Source organism: Salipiger sp. 1_MG-2023 (assembly GCF_030547555.1).
GTDB lineage: Bacteria > Pseudomonadota > Alphaproteobacteria > Rhodobacterales > Rhodobacteraceae > Salipiger.
Window position 1 is genome coordinate 1 of record NZ_JAUOQN010000055.1, and the last position, 20017, is coordinate 20017.

The window sequence follows — 20017 nt, forward strand, 5'->3', positions numbered from 1 at the left end:
CGTGACCGAGGCTGTAGGATAAGTGTGTCCGGGGGAAGGGGCAGCTTGGCCATCAGCGGCTTTGTGCAACAGAGCCCAATGCGAGCAGCAACGTAATCGTTGCGAACCCTGTCAGGGAAATACCGAGAAGCGCTGACCACGTTGGCGCATCTTTTGAAAATTCAATGCTATAATTGCTTGCTACGGCTCCCATTCGGAAAGCAGCAAAAGACAGTACAGCAACGGGAACCGCCATTGAATTGCGCACGCTCTCGCGTCGGGTACGCTCCGCCTCGCAAAAGCGTTCGCATCATCTCCACTTGACGTGGAGATAGCCAGCGCTCTTGCTCGGCTCTCTCCATTTGTGTCAGCCCTGCAACGACTTCACCACGATCTCGCCTTCTTCGCGGGATTTCATCGCCATCACCGCGGCATGGGCGCCGGCGGCGGTGGTGAAGTAGGGGATCTTGTCGTAAAGCGCGACGGAGCGGATTTCGCGTGAGTCCTCGACCGAGGCCGCGCCTTCGGTGGTGTTCAGCACCAGCTGGATGCCGCCGTCCTTCATCAGGTCGACCACGTTGGGGCGGCCTTCATAGACCTTCTTCACCCGCTCGATGTTGACGCCGCCCGCTTCGAAGAACGCCGCCGTGCCGCCGGTTGCGATGATGGTAAAGCCCATGGCCGAAAGCACCTGCGCCGCTTCCAGCATCTGTTCGGTCTTGTCGGCATCCTTGACCGAGAAGAACACCGCGCCTTCGGTGGGCAGATCGGTGCCCGCGCCCATCTGCGCCTTGAGGAAGGCGCGCGGGAAGGAGCGGTCCCAGCCCATGACTTCGCCGGTCGAGCGCATTTCCGGGCCAAGAATGGTGTCGACGCCGGGGAAACGGGCGAAGGGCAGCACCGCCTCTTTTACCGAATACCAAGGCATGTTCGGATCGGCGAGGGTCATCGGGTCGGCCATCGGCACATCGGTGTCGTAGTCGGTGTCGGTCGCGTAGCCCTCGCGCAGCGGGAAGGCCGAGAGCTTTTCGCCCGCCATGATCCGCGCCGCGATGGAGGCGATGGCGCTGTCGGTGGCCTTGGCGACAAAGGGAACGGTGCGCGAGGCGCGGGGGTTCACCTCGATCAGGTAGATGTCGGTGCCCTTGACCGCGAATTGCACGTTCATCAACCCGACCACGTGCAGCGCGATGGCCAGCGCCTCGGTCTGCCGCTCGATCTCTTTGATGATGTCGCGGCTCAGCGAGTAGGGCGGCAGCGAGCAGGCCGAGTCGCCGGAATGCACGCCGGCCTCTTCGATGTGCTGCATGATGCCGGTGACATGCACCGACTCGCCGTCGCAGAGCGCATCGACGTCAAGCTCGGTTGCGCCAGACAGGTAGTGATCGAGCAGCACCGGGCTGTCGCCGGACACCACCACCGCCTCGCGGATGTAGCGTTCCAGATGCGCCATGTCGCGCACGATCTCCATCGCGCGCCCGCCCAGCACATAGGACGGGCGGATCACCAGCGGGAAGCCGATGTCCTCGGCAATCGCCAGCGCCTGCGCGTCGGTGGAGGCGATGCCGTTCTTGGGCTGCTTCAGGCCAAGCTGGTTGACCAGCGCCTGAAACCGCTCGCGGTCTTCGGCAAGGTCGATGGCGTCGGGGGTGGTGCCAAGGATCGGGATGCCCTCGGCCTCGAGCGCGTCGGCCAGCTTCAGTGGGGTCTGGCCGCCGAACTGCACGATGACACCATGCAGCGTGCCGTTTTCCAGCTCAACCCGCAGGATCTCCATCACGTGTTCAAAGGTCAGCGGTTCGAAATAGAGCCGGTCCGAGGTGTCGTAATCGGTCGACACGGTCTCGGGGTTGCAGTTGATCATGATGGTTTCGTAGCCGACATCCGACAGCGCGAAGCAGGCGTGACAGCAGCAATAGTCGAATTCGATACCTTGCCCGATGCGGTTCGGGCCACCGCCAAGGATCACCACCTTCTTGCGATCCGAGGGGCGGGATTCGCATTCGACCTCGCCCATCATCGGCTCTTCGTAGGTGGAATACATGTAGGGGGTCTGCGCTTCGAATTCGGCGGCGCAGGTGTCGATGCGCTTGAACACGGCGGTAACGCCAAGCGCGATGCGGCGCTTGCGCACGTCCTTTTCGCTGAACCCGGTCAGCTTGGCGAGGCGGGCATCGGTGAAGCCCATCATCTTGAGCATGCGCAGCCCGTCTTCGTCCTGCGGCAGGCCGTTTTCGCGCACCTCGGCTTCGGCATCGACGATTTCGCGGATGCGGGCAAGAAACCACGGGTCGAACATGGTGACGGCGTGGATCTCATCATTGGACAGGCCGTGGCGCATGGCCTGCGCGATGGTGCGCATGCGGTCGGGGGTCTGTTTGGAGATCGCCTTGATCACGGCGCTTTTCTCGGGGGCACCGTCGATTTCGATCTCATCGAACCCGGTGAGGCCGGATTCCATCGAAGCCAGCGCCTTTTGCAGCGACTCGTGGATGGTGCGGCCAATGGCCATCGCCTCGCCCACGGATTTCATCGCGGTGGTGAGGTGCGGCTCGGAGCCGGGGAATTTCTCGAAGGCGAACTTGGGGATCTTGGTGACCACGTAGTCGATGGTCGGCTCGAAGCTGGCGGGCGTCACCTTGGTGATGTCATTGTCGAGCTCGTCGAGCGTGTAGCCGACGGCCAGCTTGGCGGCGATTTTCGCAATCGGAAAACCGGTCGCCTTGGACGCCAGCGCCGAGGAGCGCGACACCCGCGGGTTCATCTCGATCACCACCATGCGGCCGTTTTCCGGGTTGATCGCCCATTGCACGTTGGATCCGCCGGTTTCCACGCCGATCTCGCGCAGAACGGCGATGCTGCCGTTGCGCATGATCTGGTATTCCTTGTCGGTCAGGGTCAGCGCCGGGGCGACGGTGATCGAATCGCCGGTGTGCACGCCCATGGGATCGACGTTTTCGATGGCGCAGACGATGATGGCGTTGTCGGCTTTGTCGCGCACCACCTCCATCTCGAATTCCTTCCAGCCCAGAAGCGATTCGTCGACGAGGATCTGGTTCACCGGCGAGGCATCCATGCCGGTGCGGCAGTAATGGATGTAATCTTCGCGGTTGTAGGCGACGCCGCCGCCAGTGCCCCCAAGGGTAAAGGCGGGGCGGATGATCGCGGGCAGGCCGATGGTTTCCAGCGCTTCAAGCGCAATCGCGACCCCGGCATCCAGGTCGGCCTTGCCACTCGGCTTTTTCGGCGCGGTGACGATGGTGGCGGCGGGGTTTTCCAGCCCGATGCGGTCCATCGCCTCGCGGAACAGGGCGCGGTCTTCGGCCATCTCGATGGCCTCGCGCTTGGCGCCGATCATCTCGACGCCGTATTTGGCAAGCACGCCCATTTCCTCGAGCTTCAGCGAGGTGTTGAGCCCGGTCTGCCCGCCCATGGTCGGCAGCAGCGCGTCGGGGCGTTCCTTTTCGATGATCTTGGCGACCACCTCGGGGGTGATGGGTTCGATATAGGTGGCATCGGCAAGGCCCGGATCGGTCATGATCGTCGCGGGATTCGAGTTCACCAGAATGACGCGGTAGCCTTCTTCGCGCAGCGCCTTGCAGGCCTGTGCGCCAGAGTAATCGAATTCGCAGGCCTGGCCGATGATGATGGGCCCGGCGCCGATGATCATAATGGACTTGATATCGGTTCTTTTGGGCATCGTTCGACCTCTGGCTTTGGGTGTTCTGGCGCGTATGCGACGGGCACGGGGAAGCGGCGGGGGAGACGCTGCAACCCGCAAATTGTCGTGCGTTATAGAGAAGCGCGGGGGCCACGCAACCCTAATCCGCCGCCGATTGCTACCGCTCGCAGGGCCGGGAAACCTCTTGCGAAAGATCCTGATGGGCGCCGCGCCGGGCGCGCAGAATTCACCGGCGAAAATTCTTCGGTGGGGGCGGTGCTTACTGGGCGGCGTGGCCCAGCCGTGCGGGCGCATCATCGTGGTAGAGATAATCGCGGGTCGTCGGTACGGCATATTGCCGGTGCGACAGTTGCAGGTGGAACACCCCCTGAAACATCTCTTCGAAACTGGCTTCGCAGGCCACGAGGTAAAACCGCCACATCCGCACGAAGGTCTCGTCATACATCGCGCGCACCTGCGGCAGCGCGGCTTCGAAGCGTTGCCGCCAGTGATGCAGCGTCGGGCCGTAATGGCCGCGCAGCACCTCGACATCCGCCGCCCAAAGGCCGCTTTTCTCGATCGAGGCCGAGACCTCGGATAGCGATGGAATATAGCCGCCGGGAAAGATGTACTTGTCGAGCCATTTCGACGTTGGCCGCGGCTCCGAGACATGGCCGATGGTGTGGATCAGCGCGATCCCGTCGGGGGCCAGAATATCGTGCAGCTTGGCGAAATACACATCCAGCTGCGGGTAGCCGACATGTTCGAGCATCCCGACCGAGACGATCCGGTCATAGGTCCGCTCGACCTTGCGGTAATCGCGCAGCACGAAGTTCACCGAGTCCTCCAGCCCTGCCGCCTTGGCCCGCGCCCGCGCCGTGGCAAGCTGGTTCTCGGACAGGGTCACGCCGGTCACCTTCGCCCTGTAATCGCGCGCCAGCGTCAGCGCCATGCCGCCCCAGCCGCAGCCGATATCCAGCACTGACATGCCGGGCGTGATCCGCAGCTTGCGGGCGATGTGCTGCTTTTTTGCTGCCTGCGCCTGTTCCAGCGTCATCTCCGGGTGGGCCCAGTAGGCGCAGGAATACTGCATGTCGGCGTCAAGGAAGAGCCGGTAGAGGTCATCGGAAATGTCGTAATGGTGATGCACGTTGCGCTGGCTTCGTTTCGGAGAGTTGCGCTGTTCGATACTGCGCGTCCAGCTGCGCAGCGCCTGCACCGCATCGAACCATCCGGGCATGTCGCCCTGTTGCTGATTGCGGATCAGCAGCGCCAGAAAATCGTAGAGCGCCTCGGGCGCCACCACCAGCCGCCCGTCCATGTAGCCCTCTCCCAGCGCCATCACCGGCCGCTTTGCGAGATCTTTCACGATGCTGTCGTCCGCCAGCCGGACTTCGGCTTCAAGCGAGCCTCCCGGCCCATAGCTTCGCAGCTCGCCATCCGGCCATGTTACCCTGATCCGACCGACCACGATCAGCTTTCTCAACATCTTGTCGAGCACGGTCTTCCACATCTCGAGCACCCCCATGCGTAGGATTTGCAAGGAACACCCCGGCGTGATGCCACGCGCAGGGCATCGCCAAACGTTAAAACGCTTGGTCTTTTCGGCAAGTTCCGACGCGCATCCCTTGACTTCCGGGGCGGCACAAGGTGTATCGGCGCCTGACTTTCCGGCAGTTTCCAAGGGGCATCCGATATGCACGCCTACCGCACGCACAGCTGTGCCGCGCTCAGCAAGGACAACGTGGGCGAAACCGTCCGCCTGTCGGGCTGGGTCAACCGCGTCCGCGACCACGGCGGCATTCTCTTCATCGACCTGCGCGACCATTATGGCATCACGCAGGTGCTTTGCGATCCCGACAGCCCGGCCTTTGCCGATGTCGAGAAGGTGCGCAGCGAATGGTGCATCCGCATTGACGGCGAGGTCAAGGCCCGCGCCCCCGAGCTGGTGAATGCCAAGATCCCTACCGGCGAAGTCGAAGTCTTCGTGCGCGGGATTGAGGTGCTGGGCCAGTCGGCCGAACTGCCGCTGATGGTCTTCGGCGATCAGGAATACCCCGAGGAAACCCGCCTGCGCTATCGCTACCTCGACCTGCGCCGCGAGGCGATGCAGCGCAACATGACGCTGCGCTCGGATGTGGTGCGCTCGATCCGCCAGCGCATGTGGGACAAGGCGTTCCGCGAATACCAGACGCCGATCATCACCGCCTCCAGCCCCGAAGGCGCGCGCGACTTCCTCGTGCCGAGCCGTCTGCATCCGGGCAAGTTCTACGCCCTGCCGCAGGCGCCGCAGCAGTTCAAGCAGCTGATCATGATGTCGGGCTACGACAAGTATTTCCAGATCGCGCCCTGTTTCCGCGACGAAGACCCCCGCGCCGACCGCTCGCCCACCGATTTCTACCAGCTCGACGTGGAAATGAGCTTTGTCACCCAGCAGGACGTGTTCGACACGGTCTCGCCGGTGATCGCAGGCGTGTTCGAGGAATTCGGCGAGGGCGCCAAGGTTGACGCGCCCGAAACATGGCCGCAGATTCCCTACAAGGAAGCGGCGCTGAAATACGGCACCGACAAGCCCGACCTGCGCAACCCGATCGAGATGCAGGACGTCTCCGAGCATTTCCGCGGCTCCGGCTTTGCGATCTTCGCCAAGCTGCTGGAACAGGACGGCACGGAAATTCGCGCCATTCCTGCCCCCACTGGCGGCTCGCGCAAGTTCTGCGACCGGATGAACGCCTTTGCCCAGAAAGAGGGTCTGCCCGGCATGGGCTATATCTTCTGGCGCGATCAGGGGCAGGGCATGGAAGCCGCTGGCCCGCTGGCCAAGAACATCGGCCCCGAGCGCACCGAAGCGATCCGGCAGCAGCTGGGCCTTGGCGTCGGCGATGCGGCATTCTTCCTTGGCGGCAAGCCGCAGGCATTCCAGCGCGTTGCCGGCAAGGCGCGCGATGTCATCGGCGAAGATCTGGGGCTGACCGACAAGAACCGCTTTGCCTTTGCATGGATCGTGGATTTCCCGATCTACGAAAAGGACGAGGAAACCGGCAAGATCGACTTCGAGCACAACCCGTTCTCGATGCCGCAAGGCGGGATGGAGGCGCTGCAGGGCGATCCGCTCGCGGTCAAGGGTTACCAGTACGATCTGGCCTGCAACGGCTATGAACTGGTGTCCGGCGCGATCCGCAACCACAAGCCCGACCTGATGCTCAAGGCGTTCGAAATCGCCGGTTACGGCGAAGACGAGGTGAAGAAGCGCTTTCAGGGTCTGTATAACGCATTCCAGTACGGCGCCCCGCCGCACGGGGGCTGCGCCGCCGGGATCGACCGCATCGTCATGCTGCTGGCCGGAACGTCCAACATCCGCGAGGTCATCATGTTCCCGATGAACCAGCGCGCCGAAGACCTGATGATGGCCGCGCCCTCCGAAGCCTCCTCGGATCAGCTGATGGAATTGTCGCTGCGGCTGATCCCGCAGGAATAATTTCGCCACATGGTATGACAGCGGCGCGCCCCTCGGGGCGCGCCGTTTGCGTTACTGAAGGTCGGCAAAGGCCGCCTGAAGCCGCTCGCCCGCCTCGATCACCCGCGCGCGCGGGGTCGCGATGTTAAAGCGCAGCCATGTCTCGCCGCCCTTGCCGAAGGGCGCGCCGTGGTTGGGGGCAATCCGCGCCTCTTGCTGAACGCGGCGGGCGATCTCGGCGTCGTCCATGCCAAGCGCGCCAAAATCCACCCAGGACAGATAGGTCGCTTCCAGCGGCATCGTCGTCAGCCCCGGAATCGCACTCACCGCCGCGTCGAAAAGCTTGCGGTTGCTATCCAGATACAGGTTCAGCGCATCCACCCACTCGGCGCCCTCGGGCGAATAGGCTGCCGTCGCCATGATCAGGCCAAAGCTGTTGGGCGACAGGCCAAGCCCTGCCATCTTTGCCGCGAACTGCGCGCGCAGCTTTTCATCCGGGATGATGACGTTGCCGGTATGCGATCCGGCGATGTTGAAGGTCTTGGTGGTCGCGGTCATCATGACCAGCCGGTCTTTGATGCCGTCGATCAGCGCCATCGGCGTGTGGCTGTGGCCGGGCATGATCAGGTCGTGGTGAATCTCGTCCGAGACCAGCACCAGATCGTGCTTGCGGGCAAATTCCGCCACCTGCTCCAGCTCGGCGCGGGTCCAGACGCGCCCGCCCGGATTGTGCGGCGAGCACAGCACCAGCAGCTTTTCGCTGCCGGTCATCAGCGCGTCATAGGCGCTGAAATCCATCTCGTAGCGGCCATCGACCTGTGCCAGCGGCAGCTCGCGCACCTCGCGGCCCGCGGCTTTGATGATGCGGTGAAAGGCGTGGTAGACCGGCGTGAACAGCACCACCGCGTCGCCCGGCTGGGTCCATGTCTCGACGCAGAGGCCGGTGCCGTTGACCAGCCCGTGGGTGGTAAAGATCCAGTCGGGCGACAGCTCCCAGCCGTGGCGATGCGACATCCACCACTGAATCGCGTTCAGATAGGCCGAATCGTCGCCGAAATAGCCGTAGAGGCCGTGATCGAGCATGCCCCGAAGCGCCGCCTGCACACAATCTGGCGGGCGGAAATCCATATCCGCCACCCACATCGCAAGGCCGTCATCGGGCGACACGCCATACAGGCTTTCCATCTTGTCCCACTTGGCACTATGCGTGCCCTTGCGGTCGATCACTTCATCGAAGCGGCTGGTCATCGGGGGGAGATCCTTTGAGTTGTTCGCGTGCGAACGGTACCCCCTGCCGTGCCGAGCGCAAGCCCCGGCGCTTGCGAAAACGGGCGCTTTTTCCTAGATCAGAAGCATGAAAGCGCCTAGAGGAGCCGCATGAAACGCAACATCCTCATCCACCCCGACCCGCGGCTGAAAAAGCTGTGCGAGCCCGTGCCAGATCTGTCCGACGATCTGCGCGTTCTGGCCGATGACATGCTGGAAACCATGTATGACGCGCCCGGTATCGGGCTGGCGGCGCCGCAGATCGGCATCCTGTCGCGGCTGATCGTGCTGGATTGCGCCAAATCCGACAACGGTGAAGAGGCGCGGCCCCTCGTCATGTTCAACCCGCGGGTGCTGGCAAGCTCGGACGAGCGCAATGTCTACGAAGAGGGCTGCCTGTCGATCCCCGACCAATACGCCGATGTCGAGCGGCCGAAGCTGGTCGATGTCGAATGGATGGACGCGAATGGCAATGCGCAGCGCGAGGAATTCGATGGGCTTTGGGCCACCTGCGTGCAGCACGAGATCGACCATCTCGATGGCAAGCTGTTCATCGACTACCTCAAGCCGCTGAAGCGACAGCTGATCACCCGCAAGATGGTCAAGTTCAAGCGCGATCGGGCGCGGGGATGAGCGTGCGTCCGGTTCTGCTATGGCCCGATCCGCGGCTGACGCAGCCCTGCGCCGCCGCCGATCCGGCCACGATCAAGGCGCTGGTGGGCGATCTGTTCGAAACCATGTACGACGCGCCGGGGCGGGGGCTGGCCGCGCCGCAGATCGGAGTACTGCAACGGGTCTTCGTGATGGATGCGGGCTGGAAAGACGGCGAGATGACCCCCATCGCCTGCATCGACCCCGAGATCACCGAGGTTTCGGGCGAAACCGCGACGGGCCCCGAGGGCTGCCTGTCGATCCCCGGCGTGACGGCGCAGGTGCGCCGCCCGGTCTGGGTGGAGATGCGCTTTACCGACCTTGCAGGCGTGCGGCAAGAGCGCCGCTTTGAGGGGGCCGAGGCCATCGTGGCGCAGCACGAATACGACCATCTCGATGGGCTGGTGCATTTCGACCGGCTTTCGCCCGAAGACGCCAAGGCGCTGCAGCGCGGCTATGAGGCAGCGCAATGACCGCGCGCCCCTGCATCCCATGGCCTGACAAGCGGCTGCGCACGCCCGCGGCCCCGGTCGAGGCGATCACCGACGAGATCCGCGCCATCTGGCGCGACATGATCGACACGATGGAAGCAATGCCCGGCGTTGGCCTGGGCGCCCCGCAGATCGGCGTGATGCTGCGACTGGCGGTGGTCGATGCCTCCGAAGAGCGTGGCCAGCCGGTGCGCATGGCCAACCCCGAGGTTCTGCACGCAAGCGTCAAGCTGCGCAGCCATGACGAGGCCAGCCCGAACCTTCCCGGCGTCTGGGCCGCGATCGAGCGGCCGCGCGCGGTGACGGTGCGGTTTCTGAACGAGACGGGCGAGATCGAAGAGCGGGATTTCATCGGCCTCTGGGCGACCAGCGTCCAGCACCAGATCGACCACCTGAATGGCAAGATGTTCTTTGACCATCTGTCGAAGACAAAGCGCGACATTCTGATCCGGCGGGCAAAAAAGCAGCGCTGAAACGGTCTGGATCTTTGCGCTGAAAGATCCAGACCCGGCCCCCGGTCAGCCTCGGCGCAGCCTTTCCAGCAGCGCGCGCGATGGCTGTCCGGTCACCGCCAGCCCCTCGCGCGCCTGATAGGCCGACACCGCCGACTCGGTCTTGCTGCCAAACACCCCGTCGGGCGTGCCCAGATCGAAGCCGCGCCGCGACAGCAGGGTCTGCAATTCGACCCGGTCATCCTTGGTAAAGCCGTATTGGTCCGGCGGGAAAGTGCCGCGCAGCGGGCCGGCCCCGGCGATTCGATCCGACAGATGGCCAACACCCAGCCCATATTTCTCGGCATTGTTGTAGCGCAGGATCGCCCCAAAGTTGCGGAACACCAGAAACGCCGGTCGACCGATGCCAGCGGGCGCAAGGATAGACCCGCTGAGCGACGGCAGGCGCCCGCCCGAGGCCGCCGTCACGCCCATCGTGCCCCAGTCCGACCGTGTCGTGCCACGCCCGGTCTGCCCCGCCGAAAATCCGGCGGGCAGGCGCACCTCAAGGCCCCAGGGCTCGCCCATCCGCCAGCCGCTTTTCGACAGGTAATGCGCCGTCGAGGCCAGCCCGTCGGTTGGATCGTCCGACCAGATGTCGCGGTGCCCGTCGCCGCGGAAATCCACCGCATAGGCTTGGAACGTGGTCGGGATGAACTGGGTGTGGCCCATCGCCCCGGCCCAGCTGCCGGTCAGGCGCGATGCGGGCACGTCGCCGCGCTGGATGATCCCCAACGCCGCGATCAGCTGCTTTTCAAAGAACGCGCCGCGCCGCCCGTCAAAGGCCAGCGTCGAGGTCGAGGATACCACCGGGATATCCCCTCGCCGGGCGCCGTAATTGCTTTCCATGCCCCAGATCGCCGTGACCACCTGCGCGGGCACGCCATAGCGCATCTCGATCTCGCGCAGCAGCGCGCCATGGCGCGACAGCATCGCGCGCCCGGTCGCGACCTTGGTCTCCGACGCTGCGATGGCGAAGTAATCCTCAAGCGAGCGGGTGAATTCGGTCTGGCTGCGGTCGCGGGTGACGACGCCGGGCAGGTAGCCTGCGCCGCGGAACGCCGCATCCAGCGTCGCGCCCGAGATCCCCTCTGCCATGGCGCGGCTACGGAAATTCGCCACCCATGCGTTCCAGCCGGGGTTGGGTTGCGGCAGCAGGTCGGGGTCGATCGTGCCGCCGCCCATGGGCGCGATGTTCGCGCCGCCTCCGCATCCTGCCAGCAGCGCCATTGCGCCGCCGCTGAGTAGTGCCATTCGTCTCGTGACCTGCATTCTGCCTCGTCCCCTCGTTTCGTGGGTGGTTCTTGGCAGGCACTGTGCCTTGGCGCCAAGGTCGCGGCAAGCCGGGCGGGCGGGTTTTCGCCCACCCCTTCACCCTGCCCATCGCCCAGCTTGCTGCGCGGCACGCACGCCCGAACCGCAACGGCACCCGGATGCCATTCGGCCCGGCGTTTGCATGGTTTGGGCGCAGGATATGACGACCGGGCGCTTGGGGCACCGCATCCTCTCCACATCTCTGTGCAACCCTGCTAAGCCTGCCCGGAGCGCATCAGGAGGGCCCGAACATGACCACGCCGAAACCCGTTGTTCTGACCATTCTCGACGGATGGGGCCTGCGCGAGGATGCGGCGTTCAACGCCCCCAAGCTTGCCCGCACCCCCAATATGGACAGGCTCTATGCCAGCTGCCCCCACGCCACGCTGGTGACCTTTGGCCCCGAAGTGGGCCTGCCGAGCGGGCAGATGGGCAATTCCGAGGTCGGGCACACCAATATCGGCGCCGGGCGCGTTGTGGCGATGGATCTTGGACAGATCGACCTTGCCATCGAGGATGGCACGTTTTTCGACAATGCCGAGATCAAGGATTTCGCGGCAAAGGTCAAAGCTGCGGCAGGCACCGCGCATATCATGGGCGTGGTGTCCGACGGCGGCGTGCACGGGCATATCGAACATATCAAGGCGGCGGTGACCATGCTCACCGATCTTGGCTGCAAGGTCGTCCTGCACGCCATCACCGACGGGCGCGATGTTGCGCCGAAATCGGGCGAGGCGTTCGTGAAGCAACTGAGCGACGCGCTCCCCAAGACCGCCAGCATCGGCACCGTCATTGGCCGCTATTACGCGATGGACCGTGACAACCGCTGGGAGCGGGTCGAGCAGGCCTACAACGCAATGATCCTTGGCAAGGGTGACAGCGCGCCCGACGCCGTGACCGCCGTGTCGCAGAGCTACGCCAAGGACAAGACCGACGAATTCATCCCCGCCACGATCATCGACGGCTACGCGGGGGCGCAGGCGGGCGATGGGCTGTTCTGCCTCAACTTCCGTGCCGACCGCGCGCGAGAGATCCTTCAGGCCATCGGCGATCCGGCGTTCGACGGGTTTGATCGCAGCCAGCCCCAGCTTTGCGCGCTGCTCGGCATGGTCGAATATTCCGATGCGCATAGCGCCTACATGAGCGCGGCCTATCCCAAGCGGAAGATCGTCAACACCCTTGGCGCATGGGTCGCCAAACATGGGCTGAAGCAGTACCGCCTTGCCGAGACCGAGAAATATCCGCATGTCACGTTCTTCCTGAACGGCGGCAAGGAAGAGCCCGAGGTGGGCGAGGACCGGTTCATGCCGCTGTCCCCCAAGGTCGCGACTTATGATCTTCAGCCCGAAATGTCGGAACCCGAGGTGGCCGAGAAATTCGTCGCCGCCATCGACAGCGGCAAATACGACCTGATCGTCACCAATTTCGCCAACCCCGACATGGTTGGCCATACCGGCGTTCTCGAAGCCGCCATCGCGGCCTGCGAAGCGGTCGATGACGGGCTCGGCAAGGTGTTGGAGGCGCTGGAAAAAGCCGGCGGTGCGATGGTCATCATCGCCGATCACGGCAATTGCGAAACCATGTGGGACGAGGCCACCAACGGCCCGCATACCGCGCATACCACCAACCTTGTGCCGGTGATCGTCTGGGGCGGGCCCGAGGGCGCTACCCTGCGTGATGGCAAGCTGGCCGATGTCGCGCCGACGATCCTGCAATTGATGGGGCTGGAGCAACCCGAGGAAATGACCGGCAAGAGCCTTCTTCAGTGACACGTCTGCGGCGCGTCGGGGGGCTTGCGGCGCTGGTGCTTGCGCTGGCAGCCCCCGCGCAGGCCCAAGATCAAGCCGAGGCCGCGCGTCAGGCGGCGCGGGCGCTCGAAGACGCGTCGCTGCAGCTTGACCGGGCCGACAGTGCCCGCGACCGGGTCAGCGCGCTGACCCAGACGGTCAAGGCCTATGAGGCCGGGCTTGGCGCCATGCGCGACGGTCTGCGCGAGGCCGCGATCCGCGAAACCGAGCTGTCTCGCAAGCTGCAAAGTCAGGAAACCGAGATCGCCCAGCTGCTGGGCGTCTTGTCCAGCATGGGAGGCAGGGCCGCGCCCTCGGCAATGCTGCACCCGCAGGGGCCGGTGGGCGCGGCGCGTGCCGGAATGATGCTGGCCTCGGTGACGCCGGGGCTGAGCGCCGAGGCGCAGCGCATCCGCGCCGATCTGACCGAGGTCACGAACCTGCGCCTGTTGCAGCAAAACGCCGCCGAAACCCTGAAGGACGGGCTGGCGGGCGTGCAGCAGGCCCGAACCGAGCTGTCTCAGGCGATTGCCGACCGCACCGACCTGCCGCTGCGCTTCACCGAAGATCCGGTGAAGACCGCCATCCTGATCTCGGCCACCGAAACGCTCGAAGGCTTTGCCTCTGGCCTGTCCGAGATCGCCGGGAATGAAAAGCTCAACACCCTGCCGCCGATCAATGATCGCAAGGGCGCGCTGGATCTTCCGGTGCAAGGGCAGATCCTGCGCCGCGCGGGCGAGGCCGATGCCGCCGGGGTCACCCGCCCCGGCATTGTCATCGCCACCCAGCCCGAGGCGCTGGTGACCACGCCCACCGCCGCCACGGTGCGCTATGCCGGGCCGCTGCTCGATTACGGGCTGGTGACGATCCTCGAGCCGCAGCCCGACCTGTTGTTCGTGCTGGCCGGGTTGCAGGTGACCTATGGCGCCGCGGGGCAGGTGCTGCCCGAGGGAAGCCCTGTCGGCTTGATGGGCGGCAGCTACGCCGCGCCGGGCGCGTCACCATCTGTTGAAGCGACTGGCGCTGGACGCACCGAAACGCTCTATGTAGAGGTTAGGCAAGGCGACGGACCGGTCGATCCGCTGATCTGGTTCGCAGGTCGGTAGGATTCCGGCGATGTATTGAAGACTTGGGATAGGATGCGCATGAACAAATTCGTGATGGCCGCGCTTGGCGGGACGATCGCAGGCGTCGTGGCGACGACGCAATTCGTCGGACCGCTGTTGGCGCAGGAGCAGGCCTCCAAGGCCAGCGTCTATGAGCAGCTCGATCTCTTTGGCGATATCTTCGAACGTATCCGCGCCCAGTATGTCGAAGATGTCGAACCGTCGGATCTGATCGAGGCCGCCATCAACGGCATGCTGACCTCGCTCGATCCGCATTCCAGCTACCTGCCGCCCGAGGATGCCGAAGACATGCGCGTGCAGACGCGCGGCGAATTCGGCGGTCTGGGGATCGAGGTCACGCAGGAGGACGGCTTCGTCAAGGTGGTCTCGCCGATCGACGATACCCCCGCCGCCGAGGCTGGCATCATGTCGGGCGATTTCATCACCCATGTCGATGGCGAGTCGGTTCTGGGCCTGACGCTGGACGAGGCGGTCGACCTGATGCGCGGGCCGGTGGGGTCGGAAATCGTCATCACCATCGCGCGCGAAGGCGCCGATGAACCCTTCGACGTGTCGATCACCCGCGACACCATCAAGCTGACCGCGGTGCGCACCCGTCTGGAAGGCGATACCGTGGTGCTGCGCGTGACCACGTTCAACGATCAGACCTATCCCAACCTTGCCGAGGGGCTTCAGGCCCGCATCGAAGAGGCCGGCGGCTTGGACGCGGTCAATGGGATCGTGCTGGACCTGCGCAACAACCCCGGCGGTTTGCTGACGCAGGCGATCAAAGTGTCGGATGCCTTCCTCAACGCCGGTGAAATCGTCTCGACCCGTGGCCGCGATCCGCAGGACGGCGAGCGTTACAACGCAACCGAGGGCGATCTGACCAACGGCAAGCCGATGGTGGTTCTGGTCAACGGCGGCTCGGCGTCGGCGTCGGAAATCGTCGCCGGGGCGCTCAAAGACCATCACCGCGCGGTGGTGGTTGGCACCAAGACCTTTGGCAAGGGCTCTGTCCAGACGGTGATGCCGGTGCGCGGCGATGGCGCGATGCGCCTGACCACGGCGCGCTATTACACCCCGTCGGGCCGCTCGATCCAAGCGCTTGGCGTGTCGCCCGACATCATCGTCGAGCAGCCGCTGCCCAAGGAAAACCCGACCGACGCCGAAGAGGGCAACAACCCGTTCAGCCGCTCCGAGGCCGATCTGCGCGGCGCGCTGAACAACGACAGCCTGACCGAAGACGAGATCCAGCAGATCGAGGAAGACCGCGCCAAGGCCGAAGCCGCCGCTGCGCTGCGCATCGAGGATTACCAGCTGGCCTATGCCATCGACATCCTCAAGGGCCTCAACGTGCTTGAAATCGACAAGTCAGAGTGATCAGACGGGGCGGGAAACTTTTCCGCCCCTATCCATGCAAGGCCCCGACATGACTCCTGAAGACATCGCCAGACTTCCCTATCGCCCCTGCGTCGGCGTGATGCTCGTCAATGAGCGCGGCGAGGTCTTTGTCGGCCAGCGTCTCGACAGCGAGGTGCCGGCCTGGCAGATGCCGCAGGGCGGTGTCGATCCGGGCGAGGCGCCGCGCGATGCCGCGCTGCGCGAACTCTGGGAAGAAACCGGGGTGCATGCCGATCTGGTGACGGTGGAGGCCGAAACCGACGACTGGCTGCCGTATGATCTGCCGCATCACATCGTGCCGAAGATCTGGAAGGGCCGCTATCGCGGTCAGGAACAGAAATGGTTCCTGCTGCGCTTTCACGGCAGTGACGATCAGGTGAACATCGCCACCGAGCACCCGGAATTTTCCATCTGGCGCTGGCTAAGCGCCGATGAACTGGTCGGCCAGATCGTGCCGTTCAAGCGTGAAGTCTATGCAAAGGTGCTGGCCGAATTCGCCGGGCATCTCTGAAGCTTTTTCATGGGCGGGGCATATCCTCGCCCGCGGCGTTGAGCGAGGGCAGTGCCTGTGGCACGGCGCTGCCCCCGATTTCAGCCTCGGGTCTTTCGCTGACGGGTGACCTTGCGCGCGGTCTTGGCATCCTTGCGTTTCGCGACGGATTCCTGACGTCTCTCTGGTCCGGGAGGCGTTCCCGGCCCCTTGCCCGGCCCGCGTTTGGGCGCCTTGCCCCAGTTGCGCTTGCCCTTGAACCCGCCGCGCGAGGGGCGTCCGCGCCCCTGCGGCATCTTGGTGTCTTCGAGTTCAAGCAGTTCCAGCCCGATGCCGCCGGTCACGGGGGCGGCGTCGACAAGGCGCACCTTCACCCGCTGACCCAGCGCGATGATGATGCCACTGTCGGCCCCCATCAGCGTGCCGGCGTCGCGGTCGAAATGGAAATACTCATTGCCGAGGTTGCGCATCGGGATAAGCCCGTCGGCGCCGGTCTCGTCAAGCTTCACAAAGACACCGAACTTGGCGATGCCGCTGATGCGGCCGCCGAATTCCGCCCCGATCCGATCAGACAGGTAGGCCGCAAGATAGCGGTCGGTGGTGTCGCGCTCGGCCATCATGCTGCGCCGCTCGGTGTCGCTGATCTGCTGGCCGGTCTGTTCCAGACGCTCGATCTCGTCATCGGTCAGCCCGTCATCGCCCCAGCCATGGGCGCGGATCAGGCCGCGATGCACGATCAGGTCGGCGTAACGCCGGATCGGCGAGGTGAAATGGCCGTAATTGCGCAGCGCCAGCCCGAAATGCCCGAAATTGGTTGGGGCATAATAGGCCTGCGTCATGCTGCGCAGGGTGGCAAGGTTGATCAGCTCGGCCTCTTCGCGCCCGGCGGCGTCGTGCAGCAGCTTGTTGAGATGCGCGGTCTTGAGAACCTGCCCCTTGGCCAGCGTCAGGCCCGACGCCTCGGCGGTTTCGCGCAGGCTGTCGAGCTTGTCGGCGGGGGGCTCTTCGTGGACGCGGAACAGCAGCGGCGTGCGGCGCGCGATCAGCTCTTCGGCGGCAGAGACATTGGCGAGGATCATGAATTCCTCGATCAGCCTGTGCGCGTCGAGCCGGGTGACGAAATTGACCGAGGTCACCTCGCCGTCCTCGCTCAGCACCACGCGCCGTTCGGGCAGGTCGAGATCCAGCGGTTGCCGCCGCTCGCGCGCCTCGCGCAGCGCCTCGTAGGCGGCGTATAGCGGTTGGATCACCGGTTCCAGCAGCGGGCCGCAGGCATCGTCGGGCGTGCCATCTTGCGCGGCCTGCACCTGCTGATAGCTCAGCGCGGCGGCCGAGCGCATCAGGCCCCGCACGAATTTATGCGAAATCTTGTCGCCCTGCGCATTGATCACCATGCGCACGGCGATACAGGCGCGCGGCACGCCTTCGTGCAGCGAACACAGATCGCCCGACAGCCGGTCGGGCAGCATCGGCACCACCCGGTCGGGGAAATAGCTGGAATTGCCGCGCAGCTTGGCCTCGCGGTCAAGCTTGCTGCCGGGGCGCACGTAATGCGCCACGTCGGCGATGGCGACCCAGATCACATGCCCGCCGGGGTTCTTCGGGTTGTCATCGGCCTGCGCAAACACCGCGTCGTCGCGGTCGCGCGCATCGGAGGGGTCGATGGTGATCAGCGGCAGCTCGCGCAGGTCGGTGCGGCCCTTCAGTTCTGCCGGTTCCTTGGCATCGGCCTCGGCCAGCACCGATTCGGGGAAATCGTCGGGGATGCCGTGCTGGTGGATGGCGATCAGCGACACGGCGCGCGGCGCGGTCGGATCGCCAAGCCGCAGGGTGATGCGCGCGCGCGGCAGGCCCATGCGGGTGCTGCGCGGGCCAGCCTGTTCGCCTTCGACCAGCTCGCCGTCTTGCGCGCCGCCGGTGGCATCTGGTGCGACGGTCCATTCCTTGTCCGAGCCCTTGTCGATGGGCAGGATGCGCCCTCCCTCGGCAGTCTTGCGAAAGATGCCGACAACCTTCAGCGCGGTGTTGCCGATGCGGCGGATCAGCCGCGCCTCGTAATTGTGATCGCCCTCATGCACCACCTGAACGCGGGCGAGGATGCGGTCGCCTTCGCCAAGCGCCGGATCGGTGGCGCGGGGCACGAACAGCACGATCGGCTCGACGCCCTCGCCATGCCATTCCAGCGGCTGCGCGAACAGATCGCCGTTGTCATCCGGTGCCTTGATCTGAAGCACGGTGACCGGCGGCAGGCGATCGGGATCGCGGTAGGTCTTGCTGCGTCTGGACAGATGCCCTTCGGTTTCAAGCTCCTTCAGGATACGCTTGAGATCGATGCGGGCAGCCCCCTTGATCGCGAACGCCTTGGCGATGTCGCGTTTGGAGGTGAGGGTCGGGTTCGCGGAGATCCAGTCAAGGATGTCCGTCTTGGTGGGCAGTTTGCTCATGATCTTCGCGTAGCATGGCGGCGCGCGCGCGTCATCGGCATTCTTTGCGCGGCGGTGTCAGGCACCGGGGGGCGAGCCGGTATCGCGATCGCCGGGGATTTGCAGCGGCACGGCGGCGCAGATCTCGCGCAGGGCCGGCTTCAGCCCTTCTTCCAGCGTCGGATGATAGAACGGCTGGTCCAGCAGGTCGCGGGCGGTCAGCCCCTGCGCGATGGCCAGCGCCAGCAGATGGCCCATGTGATCGGCGCCGGGGCAAAACAGATCGGCCCCGATCAGCCGGCCATCGGGGGCCGAGGCATGGATGCGGGCAAGGCCGGTGTTGCGATTGTCGACCCGGGCGCGGCCCTGATTGGTGTAATCGGCGCTGCCGGTCTTGGCGCCATCGTCCGGCGCGGCCCCGACGCTGACCAGCGGAGGATCGGTAAAGGTGATGGCCAGCGGGGTCTTGCGCGAGCTTGGCACGCGGGCCGGAAAGGCGACGGCGCCGCGCCCCGCGATGGCGCCTTCGTCGGACGCCTCGTGCAGCAGGGGGCGGGCGGCGTTGGCATCACCGATCAGGAAAATCGGCGCATCGGCGCATTGCAGGGTTTCGGGATCGACCTCCGGCAGCCCCTTGTCGTTCAGCGACAGGCCGGTTTTCTCTAGGCCCAGCCCCGCCAGGTTCGGCGCGCGACCGGTGGCGACGAGCACCTTGTCGAATTTATCAGAGCCGCCGTCCCAGTCGATGCGGATCTGGCCGTTGTCGTCTTGCGGCACGGGATGGGTGCCCAGATGCAGGGTCAGCTCGCGGGATAGAGCCTCTTGCAGGGCTGCCTGCACGTCCTTGCAGCGGGTGCCGCCAAGCTCATCACCCTGATCAAAGATCGCAACGCGGGTGCCAAGGCGGGCCATGGCCTGCGCCAGTTCCAACCCGATGACGCCGCCGCCGATGACGGCAAGGCTTTGCGGCAGGTCTTCAAGTTCGAAAATCGTGTCATTGGTCAGCAGGCCCGCAAGGTCGCGGTACGGCGGCGGGATCATCGGAGACGATCCGGTGGCAATGATGATCGCCCCGGCCTGCACCGTTTCCCCGGTGCTGAGCGCCAACCTGTCCGGCCCGGTAAAGCGGGCGCGGGCGGTGATGCGGCTTTTTTCGGGCAGTTTGGCGATGCCAGCGCGGGTGGCATCGACGAAATCGTCGCGCAGCTTGCGCAGCCGTTGCAAAACGGCGGGGCCATCGACACCAACGCTGGTGCGGATGCCAAAGGCCCCAGCGCCGCGTGCGTCCTGCGCGGCGCGGGCGGCACCGATCAGCAGCTTGGAGGGCATGCAGCCCACCGTGGCGCAGGTGGTGCCATTGAAGGCCGGGTCGATCAGCAAGGTGCGCGCGCCATTCTTGCGGGCGCTGCGTTCGGCGGCCAGCCCGGCGGTGCCCGCACCGATGATGGCAACGTCGCAGGTGAGGTCTGTCATGGCGCGGTCCCTTTCCGTATGCCC

The 20017-nt window shown here is 65.0% G+C and carries 14 protein-coding genes; 8 read left to right on the forward strand and 6 right to left on the reverse strand.

All coding sequences use genetic code 11. The features are described from left to right. Nucleotides 1–346 precede the first annotated feature (346 nt). A complete protein-coding gene (gene carB / locus Q4543_RS19695) occupies nt 347–3679 on the reverse strand; it encodes a carbamoyl-phosphate synthase large subunit (RefSeq protein WP_303441143.1) in 3333 nt (1110 codons plus the stop codon). Between the two features lie 241 nt (nt 3680–3920). Further along, nucleotides 3921–5153, reverse strand: a complete 1233-nt coding sequence (locus Q4543_RS19700; protein WP_303441176.1) for a cyclopropane-fatty-acyl-phospholipid synthase family protein — start codon at nt 5151–5153, stop codon at nt 3921–3923. Nucleotides 5154–5336: 183 nt separating this feature from the next. Here Q4543_RS19700 and aspS point away from each other — a divergent pair, with 183 nt between their 5' ends. Continuing rightward, the gene (aspS, locus tag Q4543_RS19705; protein ID WP_303441145.1) at nt 5337–7118 is read left to right on the forward strand and encodes an aspartate--tRNA ligase; all 1782 of its coding nucleotides are present in this window, start codon (nt 5337–5339) and stop codon (nt 7116–7118) included. Nucleotides 7119–7169: 51 nt separating this feature from the next. Here the strand turns inward: aspS and Q4543_RS19710 are convergent, their stop codons facing one another. Beyond that, nucleotides 7170–8345, reverse strand: a complete 1176-nt coding sequence (locus tag Q4543_RS19710; protein WP_303441147.1) for a MalY/PatB family protein — start codon at nt 8343–8345, stop codon at nt 7170–7172. 129 nt (nt 8346–8474) lie between these two features. Here Q4543_RS19710 and def (Q4543_RS19715) point away from each other — a divergent pair, with 129 nt between their 5' ends. From def (Q4543_RS19715) to def (Q4543_RS19725), 3 genes are read left to right on the forward strand one after another with little or no spacing between them, the layout of a single operon-like run. Continuing rightward, the gene (def, locus tag Q4543_RS19715; RefSeq protein WP_303441150.1) at nt 8475–8996 is read left to right on the forward strand and encodes a peptide deformylase; all 522 of its coding nucleotides are present in this window, start codon (nt 8475–8477) and stop codon (nt 8994–8996) included. Continuing rightward, nucleotides 8993–9487, forward strand: a complete 495-nt coding sequence (def, locus tag Q4543_RS19720) for a peptide deformylase (protein WP_303441151.1) — start codon at nt 8993–8995, stop codon at nt 9485–9487. The genes def (Q4543_RS19715) and def (Q4543_RS19720) overlap by 4 nt, the downstream gene beginning before the upstream one ends. After that, nucleotides 9484–9978 carry a peptide deformylase gene (gene def, locus Q4543_RS19725; RefSeq protein WP_216001888.1) on the forward strand — a complete coding sequence of 165 codons (495 nt, stop codon included), beginning with the start codon at nt 9484–9486 and terminating at the stop codon, nt 9976–9978. Before def (Q4543_RS19720) ends, def (Q4543_RS19725) begins: the two co-directional genes overlap by 4 nt. Nucleotides 9979–10023: 45 nt before the next feature. Here def (Q4543_RS19725) and Q4543_RS19730 read toward each other — a convergent pair whose 3' ends face one another. Beyond that, nucleotides 10024–11268, reverse strand: coding sequence for a lytic murein transglycosylase (locus Q4543_RS19730; RefSeq protein ID WP_303441152.1), 1245 nt, complete (start codon nt 11266–11268; stop codon nt 10024–10026). Between the two features lie 293 nt (nt 11269–11561). Here Q4543_RS19730 and gpmI point away from each other — a divergent pair, with 293 nt between their 5' ends. Genes gpmI through Q4543_RS19750 form a run of 4 tightly spaced genes read left to right on the forward strand, consistent with a single transcriptional unit; the run spans nt 11562 to nt 16118 of the window. Further along, the gene (gene gpmI / locus Q4543_RS19735; protein WP_303441154.1) at nt 11562–13079 is read left to right on the forward strand and encodes a 2,3-bisphosphoglycerate-independent phosphoglycerate mutase; all 1518 of its coding nucleotides are present in this window, start codon (nt 11562–11564) and stop codon (nt 13077–13079) included. Between the two features lie 5 nt (nt 13080–13084). After that, nucleotides 13085–14203 (forward strand): murein hydrolase activator EnvC, encoded by a 1119-nt coding sequence (locus Q4543_RS19740; protein WP_303441178.1) that lies wholly within the window; start codon nt 13085–13087, stop codon nt 14201–14203. A gap of 39 nt (nt 14204–14242) precedes the next feature. Then, nucleotides 14243–15586 carry a S41 family peptidase gene (locus Q4543_RS19745; RefSeq protein ID WP_303441155.1) on the forward strand — a complete coding sequence of 448 codons (1344 nt, stop codon included), beginning with the start codon at nt 14243–14245 and terminating at the stop codon, nt 15584–15586. A gap of 49 nt (nt 15587–15635) precedes the next feature. Next, the gene (locus tag Q4543_RS19750) at nt 15636–16118 is read left to right on the forward strand and encodes an RNA pyrophosphohydrolase (protein WP_303441156.1); all 483 of its coding nucleotides are present in this window, start codon (nt 15636–15638) and stop codon (nt 16116–16118) included. A gap of 80 nt (nt 16119–16198) precedes the next feature. On the opposite strand, the gene rnr is transcribed toward Q4543_RS19750, so the two are convergent. Next, the gene (gene rnr, locus Q4543_RS19755; protein WP_303441157.1) at nt 16199–18541 is read right to left on the reverse strand and encodes a ribonuclease R; all 2343 of its coding nucleotides are present in this window, start codon (nt 18539–18541) and stop codon (nt 16199–16201) included. Between the two features lie 57 nt (nt 18542–18598). Next, nucleotides 18599–19993 (reverse strand): dihydrolipoyl dehydrogenase, encoded by a 1395-nt coding sequence (locus Q4543_RS19760; RefSeq protein WP_303441158.1) that lies wholly within the window; start codon nt 19991–19993, stop codon nt 18599–18601. Nucleotides 19994–20017: the final 24 nt, after the last annotated feature.

Coding starts and splice junctions, on each gene's coding strand:
- carB (WP_303441143.1), bottom strand. CDS start 3,679: ATGCCCAAAAGAACCGATATCAAGTCCATTATGATCATCGGCGCCGGG.
- Q4543_RS19700 (WP_303441176.1), bottom strand. CDS start 5,153: ATGTGGAAGACCGTGCTCGACAAGATGTTGAGAAAGCTGATCGTGGTC.
- aspS (WP_303441145.1), top strand. CDS start 5,337: ATGCACGCCTACCGCACGCACAGCTGTGCCGCGCTCAGCAAGGACAAC.
- Q4543_RS19710 (WP_303441147.1), bottom strand. CDS start 8,345: ATGACCAGCCGCTTCGATGAAGTGATCGACCGCAAGGGCACGCATAGT.
- def (WP_303441150.1), top strand. CDS start 8,475: ATGAAACGCAACATCCTCATCCACCCCGACCCGCGGCTGAAAAAGCTG.
- def (WP_303441151.1), top strand. CDS start 8,993: ATGAGCGTGCGTCCGGTTCTGCTATGGCCCGATCCGCGGCTGACGCAG.
- def (WP_216001888.1), top strand. CDS start 9,484: ATGACCGCGCGCCCCTGCATCCCATGGCCTGACAAGCGGCTGCGCACG.
- Q4543_RS19730 (WP_303441152.1), bottom strand. CDS start 11,268: ATGCAGGTCACGAGACGAATGGCACTACTCAGCGGCGGCGCAATGGCG.
- gpmI (WP_303441154.1), top strand. CDS start 11,562: ATGACCACGCCGAAACCCGTTGTTCTGACCATTCTCGACGGATGGGGC.
- Q4543_RS19745 (WP_303441155.1), top strand. CDS start 14,243: ATGAACAAATTCGTGATGGCCGCGCTTGGCGGGACGATCGCAGGCGTC.
- Q4543_RS19750 (WP_303441156.1), top strand. CDS start 15,636: ATGACTCCTGAAGACATCGCCAGACTTCCCTATCGCCCCTGCGTCGGC.
- rnr (WP_303441157.1), bottom strand. CDS start 18,541: ATGAGCAAACTGCCCACCAAGACGGACATCCTTGACTGGATCTCCGCG.
- Q4543_RS19760 (WP_303441158.1), bottom strand. CDS start 19,993: ATGACAGACCTCACCTGCGACGTTGCCATCATCGGTGCGGGCACCGCC.